The sequence below is a fragment of the Vibrio sp. Vb1980 genome, assembly GCF_033338615.1.
Classification (GTDB): Bacteria; Pseudomonadota; Gammaproteobacteria; order Enterobacterales; family Vibrionaceae; genus Vibrio; species Vibrio alginolyticus.
In genome coordinates this window covers 1-9,052 of record NZ_JAWOSZ010000033.1, presented here as the reverse complement: position 1 = coordinate 9,052, position 9,052 = coordinate 1, and the positions used below count along the sequence as shown (strand labels likewise).

Here is a 9,052-nt window from a genome sequence, read left to right as displayed (position 1 = left end):
ACCTTAAACCCACTTTCATATTGAAACCTTGCATCGAGAGGCCGGCTTCCCTCTGGCGATGCTTTCTAAGCCCTGTTTGAGTGAAGTGGAACGCAGTTTTGTGTGGTTCCTGCAGTCTCGAGCGCTAGTTTTGAGCCTCTTCATTCACCAAAGCTCCTTTTATTCGATATTAGAAAATCTAGTTATATGACAGAGCTTAATTGTTTGAGGTGTCGCTTGTTTCTAATTTGAAAACAGGAGGACTTTGAATACAAGTTTAGTCTCACTGAGTTCAAGAGGGAGGGATTTAAACTTCCGTTAAGGCTTTGCTACCTGGGTGCCAGCTCAGTTTTATCTCGGTGAGGTTGCTAACCCGTTTGGGTTCTGAACGCAATCACCCTAAATGTCTCTTTCTCATAAAAATACAAACTCGCTCATTGCTAAGTATTGTGGAAGTTTAGCTTTGATGTTTGCGAGGAGCCTATATTGCCAAGGGAAGAGAAGTGATACAGATGAAAATGGGTAAATTAAAAGACTCGTCTATGAATACTATCTATCGGCAATAGTTAGTATCTATGAAAATGTAGCGTAGCGATTCTTCGTATATTTGATGGTATATCAAAGAATAAGGAGCCTTCGTCCTTGAAGGGGAGTCTGAAAATTAGTTATGAAAAAAGCAGCTAGGTAGCTGCTTTTTATTTATTAAGTTACGTGTCTTTAAGAGTCCACTGTCTCCGTATGTTCCGGAGTGGTTATTGCTTGGTTGCTCTCTTCCATCTTCTTCTCTTCTGCTTTTGCTTTTTCAATCATTGGAGTGATTGTTGAGCCTTGAATGAGGATAGAGAAAACAACGACGGAGTAGGTCATTACAAGAATAATCTCTTTTACATCGATTAACTTATCTTGAATCACCCAAATACCAGATGGAATAGAAAGTGCCATCGCTAGTGCTAGGCCTCCGCGTAAACCGCCCCACGTCAAAATACGCACTGACCATGGATTATATTTTCTGTAACGTTTAAAGCCTATGTAAGAAAGAAATACACTTAGATAGCGAGCTGCTAGTACAAGAGGGACTGAAATAGCCATCATGATCCAGTCTTCTTTGTGGAATTCAAATAGCAGCATCGACATACCGATCAGTAGGAATAACACGCCATTCAAGAATTCATCAACAAGCTCCCAAAAATGGTCAAGGTGATCTTCACTCTCTTTTGAAAAGCCAATAAAGCGTGTCCAGTTGCCAATCATAATACCGGATACAACCATTGCGAGTGGGCCTGATACATGGATGTATTCAGCAAATGCGTAACCTGCTGTTGGGACACCAATGGTAAGTAACAATTCCATTGAGTGATCATCGGTGGCACTGATCAAGTAGTGGAATAGCAAACCGAGGACGAAACCATATGCGATACCACCGATAGCTTCTTGGATGAAGAGTAAGGTGACACTACCTACAGTTGGTGCCTCAGTGCCAAATGCAATCGTAAATAGAGTGACGAAGATAACCAAACCGAAGCCATCATTGAAGAGCGATTCTCCTTCAATCTGAGTGGAGATACGTTTAGGAGCATCTAGTTTTTTCACAATAGCCAATACAGCGATTGGGTCAGTTGGCGATATTAGAGCACCAAATAGTAAGCAGTAGACCAAATCAAATTGGATGCCAATTAACTGACAAAACCCATACAGTGCAAATCCAATAAAGAACGTGGAAAACAGTGTGGCTCCAAGGGCTAAAACAGTGATCTCCCACTTTTGATCTTTAAGGTTCGGGAGTTTGATGCCTAGTCCACCAGCAAATAGTAAGAAGCCAAGAATGCCTTTGAGCAAGAAATCTTCGAAGTTAATCCTTGTGACCGTCTCCGTCGCAATTTCGGTGAGATGGAACCAGTTGTTTTGACCCGCAATTAAGATTAGAAGTGAAAGCACCATTGAACCTGCGGTAATCGCAATGGTGGTTTGCATCTTTCCTATCTTGCTGTTTACAAAAGCAATTAGCATCGCAGCTGCGGATAGAAAACATAAAGTATGATAGACCGACATAGAGCTCTCTATTTGTAACATTTTATGAATGGAATTCTCGGCTGATGCTGCTTAAATAGCAAACATTTTTTCGTGATTATTTTGTAAGTTAAGAAGGAGATAAAATAATCATTAATTCCACGTTTAGACGTCTAGACTCCTGAAGTTTGTGTGATAGGATGGAAAGATAACTAAAGGAATGAGGCTGTACTGTGGGAAGTAACGTAATACAACAGATTGAAGCTCAATTGAAGCAACGTATTCTTTTGATTGATGGTGGTATGGGAACCATGATTCAAGGGTACAAACTTGAAGAGCAAGACTATCGAGGAACGCGCTTTGCGGATTGGCATTGTGATCTAAAAGGTAACAACGACCTGTTGGTTCTAAGTCAGCCTCAACTTATCAAGGAAATTCACGCTGCATATTTAGAAGCGGGTGCAGATATTCTCGAAACCAACACATTTAACGCAACAACCATTGCGATGGCTGACTACGAGATGGAAAGCCTAAGTGAAGAAATTAACTTTGCTGCTGCCAAGCTTGCACGTGAAGTTGCAGACGAATGGACCGCAAAAACACCCGATAAACCGCGTTATGTCGCAGGGGTTTTAGGGCCGACGAACCGCACTTGTTCTATCTCTCCTGATGTAAACGACCCTGGATATCGAAATGTTTCTTTCGACGAGTTAGTTGAGGCTTACTCTGAATCGACTCGAGCGCTGATTAAAGGTGGTTCTGATCTTATTCTTATCGAGACCATCTTCGATACTCTTAACGCTAAGGCTTGTTCATTTGCTGTTGAAAGTGTGTTTGAAGAGATGGGTATTGAGTTACCTGTGATGATCTCGGGGACTATTACTGATGCTTCCGGTAGAACATTATCCGGTCAAACCACAGAAGCGTTTTACAACTCATTACGTCATGTTAAACCGATTTCGTTTGGTTTGAACTGTGCACTTGGCCCGGATGAACTGCGTCCTTATGTTGAAGAGCTCTCGCGTATATCAGAATCTTTTGTTTCCGCTCACCCAAATGCTGGGCTTCCGAATGCATTCGGCGAATACGATTTGTCGCCAGAAGATATGGCTAAGCATGTTAAAGAGTGGGCTCAAAGTGGCTTTTTAAACTTGATTGGTGGGTGTTGTGGTACAACTCCTGAGCACATTCGCCAAATGGCACTCGCGGTTGAAAATATCGCCCCTCGTCAATTACCTGAACTTCCCGTTGCTTGTCGCTTGTCTGGCTTAGAGCCACTCGCGATTGATAAAGACTCTTTATTTATCAATGTCGGTGAGCGTACGAATGTAACCGGTTCTGCGCGTTTTAAGCGCTTGATTAAAGAAGAGCTGTACGATGAAGCGCTCGATGTGGCTCGTCAACAAGTTGAAAATGGCGCTCAAATTATCGATATCAACATGGATGAAGGCATGTTGGATGCACAAGCTTGTATGGTTCGCTTTTTAAACCTTTGTGCGTCAGAACCTGAAATCTCAAAAGTACCAATCATGGTTGACTCTTCCAAGTGGGAGGTTATTGAAGCCGGTCTTAAGTGCATCCAAGGCAAAGGCATTGTTAACTCGATCTCTCTCAAAGAAGGCAAAGAGAAATTCGTTGAACAAGCTAAGTTGATCCGCCGTTACGGTGCGTCTGTGATTGTGATGGCGTTTGATGAGATTGGGCAAGCAGATACACGTGAGCGCAAAGTAGAAATTTGTACCAACGCTTACCGAATTCTTGTTGATGAAGTGGGCTTTCCACCAGAAGACATCATTTTTGACCCAAACATTTTTGCCATTGCTACGGGGATCGAGGAGCATAATAACTACGCGGTGGATTTCATTGAAGCCGTTGGCGATATCAAACGTGATTTACCACATGCGATGATCTCGGGTGGTGTTTCTAACGTCTCATTCTCTTTCCGTGGCAATAACTATGTACGTGAAGCGATTCACGCGGTGTTCCTCTACCACTGTTTTAAAAATGGTATGGATATGGGGATTGTGAATGCGGGTCAGTTAGAAATCTACGATAACGTGCCTGAAAAATTGCGTGAGGCTGTGGAAGATGTCGTTCTTAACCGTCGTGATGACGCCACTGAGAGATTGTTAGATATCGCGGCGGAATATGCAGGCAAAGGGGTAGGTAAAGAGGAGGATGCCTCTGCACTTGAGTGGAGAACTTGGCCTGTTGAAAAGCGCTTAGAGCACGCGTTAGTGAAAGGAATAACTGAGTTCATCGTTGATGATACCGAAGAGGCTCGTGTCAACGCTTCAAAGCCATTAGAGGTGATTGAAGGCCCACTAATGGATGGGATGAACGTCGTCGGAGACTTGTTTGGTGAAGGTAAAATGTTCCTTCCTCAGGTCGTAAAATCTGCACGAGTGATGAAGCAAGCAGTCGCGCATCTGGAGCCCTACATCAATGCAGAAAAGCAGGTGGGACAAACAAACGGTAAGATTTTGCTAGCGACGGTCAAAGGTGATGTACATGATATCGGGAAAAATATCGTTGGCGTTGTATTGCAGTGCAATAACTACGAAATTATCGATCTTGGTGTCATGGTTCCTTGCGAAAAGATCTTAAAAGTAGCGCAAGAAGAAAACGTCGATATTATTGGTTTATCAGGGTTGATCACGCCTTCATTAGACGAAATGGTGCATGTTGCAAAAGAGATGGAGCGTCTCGACTTTAACTTACCTCTTCTCATCGGTGGCGCAACAACGTCAAAAGCCCATACAGCAGTTAAGATTGAGCAAAATTACAAGCATCCAGTGGTTTACGTGAACAACGCCTCACGTGCAGTGGGCGTATGTACTTCTCTTCTGTCAGATGAACGTCGCCCTGAATTTGTTGAAAAACTTCAAGCTGATTACGAACGAGTACGTGATCAACATAATCGAAAGAAACCGAGAACCAAACCAGTGACATTAGAAGCGGCTCGAGCGAATAAAGTTGCGATCGATTGGGAAGCTTATACTCCTCCAGTGCCTGTTAAGCCTGGCATTCATATCTTCGATGATTTTGATGTGGCTATATTACGTCAATACATCGATTGGACACCATTCTTTATGACTTGGTCACTTGTGGGTAAGTATCCAACAATTTTCCAACATGAAGAAGTTGGTGAAGAAGCAAAACGTTTATTCGAAGATGCCAACGAGTTACTTGATCGAGTTGAGCGAGAAGGCCTGTTAAAAGCGCGTGGAATGTGTGGCTTATTCCCTGCTGCGAGCGTGGGGGACGACATTGAAGTTTATGCTGATGAAACTCGTACCGACGTTGTGAAAGTATTACGTAACTTGCGACAACAGACCGAGAAACCAAAAGGATTCAACTATTGTTTATCCGACTACATCGCACCTAAAGAGTCGGGTAAACATGATTGGATAGGGGCATTTGCTGTCACTGGTGGTATTGGTGAACGAGAGCTTGCTGATGAATACAAAGCACAGGGAGATGATTACAACGCAATTATGATTCAAGCGGTGGCGGATCGCCTAGCCGAAGCGTTTGCTGAGTATTTGCATGAGCGTGTCCGTAAAGAAATTTGGGGTTATGCTGCGGATGAAGATTTATCTAACGATGATCTCATTCGTGAAAAATACCAAGGTATTCGCCCTGCACCAGGTTATCCAGCGTGCCCTGAGCATACTGAAAAAGGACCGCTTTGGGAGCTACTTAATGCGGAAGAGAATATTGGCATGACTCTAACCTCCAGCTATGCAATGTATCCGGGTGCGTCAGTATCTGGTTGGTACTTCTCTCATCCTGACTCACGTTACTTTGCGATCGCACAGATCCAAGAAGATCAGCTAGAGAGTTACGCCGATCGTAAGGGGTGGGATAGGATCGAGGCTGAAAAATGGTTAGGGCCAAACATTAATGGTTAAATTGATGTTTACCTCGTCCAAATATAACAACTAATGAAACAACAAAGGGCTGCAGATACGCAGCCCTTTGTTTTATTGAGTTGAACTTACTTCTCAAACAACTCCGTGTGGAGTTTTTGTATGGCTTGTTTCGATACCGATTCATGGAGCAAGAAGCATAAGTTGTGAGGGCTAGCGCCATAACAAATCATGCGTAGGTTAAAATCTTCTAGCGTGCCAAAAACCTGTTTCGCGTAGCCTTTACTCTCACTCATGTTGTTACCAATGAGAGCAACGAGGCATAGGTCATGTTCAACTTCTACCTTACATAACTCTTCTAACTCTTCTCGTGCAGCTTGCGGCAGCTGTGGTGCTCCGCCAGATGTATCAGTTTGATCAAGTGTTAACGATACACTGATTTCAGATGTCGTGATCAAATCGACAGAGATCTTATGCTTTGCAAGGATCTCAAAGACCTTTGCTAAGAAACCGTATGCGTGGAACATATTGGCGCTGCGTAGCGTTACCATGGTTTGGTTACAACGCAAAGCTAGCGCACGGAATAACGGTGAGCTTTCGACTTGGTGGCGAATCCAAGTTCCCCCTTTTTCAGGCTCTTTCGATGACCCCACAAATACCGGAATGTCGTGGCGCAATGCAGGTACTAGCGTAGAAGGGTGAAGGATTTTAGCGCCAAAGTTAGCCATTTCTGAAGCTTCACTAAAGCTGATCTCAGGAATTGGTGAGGCTTTTGGCGCAATTCGCGGGTCTGTTGTGTAGATGCCCGGAACATCAGTCCAGATTTCTAACCCTGCCGCTTTGACGCTCTCAGCAATTAAGGCGGCGCTGTAATCGCTGCCTCCTCGACCTAGTGTTGTTGTATTACCGGCTTCGTCAGATCCTATGAAGCCTTGAGTAACAACAACGGATTGTTGGCAAAGTGGTACGAGTTTATCTTGCGCAAGCGTCGAAATTGCTTCAATGTTTGGCTCTGCGCGACCAAAGTTGTCATCAGTACGCAGCACATCGCGGATATCAAAGCGCACAGCTTGAATGCCTCGCTCACACATTAACTGAGTTAGAATATGCGTCGACATGAGTTCGCCACATGCGACTAAATGATCGGTTAACTTCGCACTAGCTTGGATAGATGCAGCCTCGGCCAGGCTGGTTACGGTATCTAATATGCCATACACCTCGGCAGCAGTTTTCGTGCTGTCTTCGAGCTGAGTTAAAATGGCGTCATGAATGTTGGCCAGATTTTGCAGCAGCTCAGTACGGTGCGTTTGATCCTGAACACCGTTGGCGAGTTCTACCAATAGGTTGGTGACGCCAGAGCAAGCGCTGCTCACGACCAGGCGAGTATTTGGATTGTTTTCGATAATGGTGGCGCAACGACTCATTGCCTCAAAGTTGGCAACACTGGTTCCACCGAATTTAGCTACGTTAAATGCGCTCACTGCGTTCTCCCACGACTTCCTAAAAAATTGTACATCCAATGTTTAGTGAGAAAAGGAACAGAGCAAAAAGAGAGGTATTTAGAATGCTATTTGAAAAATTTACCCTCAGAAGCCCTTCATCAGACTGCGCTGATGACAGTTGATGGGATTCAGCCCAATTCAACCGACAAGTCAAATCCTGCAACTTTGACTTACCTCGGCACTACTCCCCCTCAATGATTGGTGTTGGAATTGCGGTTCCACAAATCATCTACCTGGGTAGCGCTCCTCTTCTACATAAAGCTCAAACATTGAACGGTTTTGAGGCCTTAATGTCAATCAATATTTCAACCTTTATGGTGTTTTTTATTAACGATTTTGTGACACTGGTTTGACCTCCATACTTACGGCTAATTGCTGATAGAGGAAAAATCTATTAGGGTGAAGAACCCTACACCTGAGCCATGTTATTGAATAGAACTTTTAGAATGCTCAGGATAAAAGATAATCAAGGAGCTGACATGTCGATCCAAAGCTTTATTCCGCCTCACCGTATTTTAATGGGACCTGGTCCTTCTGATATTTATCCTCAAGTGTTACAAGCACTAAGCCGTCCTACTGTAGGTCACCTTGATCCTCTGTTTATCGGTATGATGGATGAGCTCAAGCAGCTATTGAAGTATGCCTTTCAAACTGACAATGAGTTCACTATTGCGGTTTCAGCGCCAGGTAGTGCAGGGATGGAAACCTGCTTTGTAAACTTGATCGAGAAAGGCGACAAAGTGATCGTCTGCCGTAACGGTGTATTTGGTGAACGCATGCGCGAAAATGTCGTCCGTGCTGGTGGCGAAGTTGTTATCGTCGATGATGAGTGGGGGACGCCTGTTTCCATTGATAAAGTCGAGCAAGCACTCGAACAGCACCCAGATACAAAAATTCTTGCTTTTGTGCATGCGGAAACCTCAACTGGTGCAGTCAGTGATGCTCAAGCATTGAGTAAGCTGGCGAAACAGCATAATGCATTATCTATTGTTGATGCGGTGACGTCACTTGGTGGTGTGCCGTTAAAAGTGGATGAGTGGCAACTGGATGCGGTTTACTCTGGCAGTCAAAAATGTTTGTCATGTGTACCAGGGCTCTCACCAGTGACGTTTTCTCCTGCCGCGATTGAAAAGATTCAAGCAAGAACAACACCAGTACAGAGTTGGTTCCTCGATCAGAGTTTAGTTTTGGGGTATTGGAGTGGAGAAGGCAAGCGTAGTTACCATCATACGGCGCCAGTTAATAGCTTGTATGCGCTTCATGAAGCTTTATTGATACTGAAAAATGAAGGATTAGAAAACGCTTGGGCTCGTCACCAACTGATGCATGAAAAACTCAAAAATGGCTTACAAAAGTTAGGCTTTAAATTTGTTGTGGACGAAGCCCATCGGTTGCCACAATTAAATGCGATTTACGTGCCTGAAGGAATTGATGAAGCAAAAGTTCGTGCTCACTTGCTAGAAACCTATAACCTAGAAATTGGTGCAGGCCTTGGGGCATTAGCTGGTAAAGCGTGGCGTATTGGCTTAATGGGTTACGGCGCTCGATCTGAAAACGTTGCGCTGTGCTTAAAAGCGTTAGAAGAGTCACTCACTGAATAAAATCATACAGCAATGTGACCCGTCCTGATATGGGTTGACACTTTTTAACTAAAACGCTCGATGTACTTCATCGGGCGTTTTGTATTTTAAA

At 44.0% G+C, this 9,052-nt stretch carries 4 protein-coding genes and 1 riboswitch; of the genes, 2 read left to right on the top strand and 2 right to left on the bottom strand.

All coding sequences use genetic code 11. The features are described from left to right. Window positions 1-696 precede the first annotated feature (696 nt). Complete coding sequence (locus tag R7F64_RS23355) at window positions 697-2,028, bottom strand: cation:proton antiporter (RefSeq protein WP_033907429.1); 1,332 nt, start codon at window positions 2,026-2,028, stop codon at window positions 697-699. A gap of 191 nt (window positions 2,029-2,219) precedes the next feature. Here R7F64_RS23355 and metH point away from each other — a divergent pair, with 191 nt between their 5' ends. Further along, window positions 2,220-5,900: a methionine synthase gene (gene metH / locus R7F64_RS23350; protein ID WP_047103676.1), complete on the top strand. Its 3,681-nt coding sequence runs from the start codon at window positions 2,220-2,222 to the stop codon at window positions 5,898-5,900. 86 nt (window positions 5,901-5,986) lie between these two features. On the opposite strand, the gene lysC is transcribed toward metH, so the two are convergent. Continuing rightward, window positions 5,987-7,339: a lysine-sensitive aspartokinase 3 gene (gene lysC, locus R7F64_RS23345; protein ID WP_017821324.1), complete on the bottom strand. Its 1,353-nt coding sequence runs from the start codon at window positions 7,337-7,339 to the stop codon at window positions 5,987-5,989. A 101-nt stretch (window positions 7,340-7,440) separates the two neighbouring features. Beyond that, window positions 7,441-7,619: riboswitch (Lysine riboswitch) on the bottom strand. Window positions 7,620-7,839: 220 nt separating this feature from the next. Between lysC and R7F64_RS23340 the strand changes: the two genes are divergently transcribed. After that, window positions 7,840-8,961: a pyridoxal-phosphate-dependent aminotransferase family protein gene (locus R7F64_RS23340; protein ID WP_258658904.1), complete on the top strand. Its 1,122-nt coding sequence runs from the start codon at window positions 7,840-7,842 to the stop codon at window positions 8,959-8,961. Window positions 8,962-9,052: the final 91 nt, after the last annotated feature.

Bases quoted from the DNA above. Each gene is read 5' to 3' on its own strand.
- R7F64_RS23355 (WP_033907429.1), bottom strand. From the start codon at position 2,028: ATGTCGGTCTATCATACTTTATGTTTTCTATCCGCAGCTGCGATGCTA.
- R7F64_RS23340 (WP_258658904.1), top strand. From the start codon at position 7,840: ATGTCGATCCAAAGCTTTATTCCGCCTCACCGTATTTTAATGGGACCT.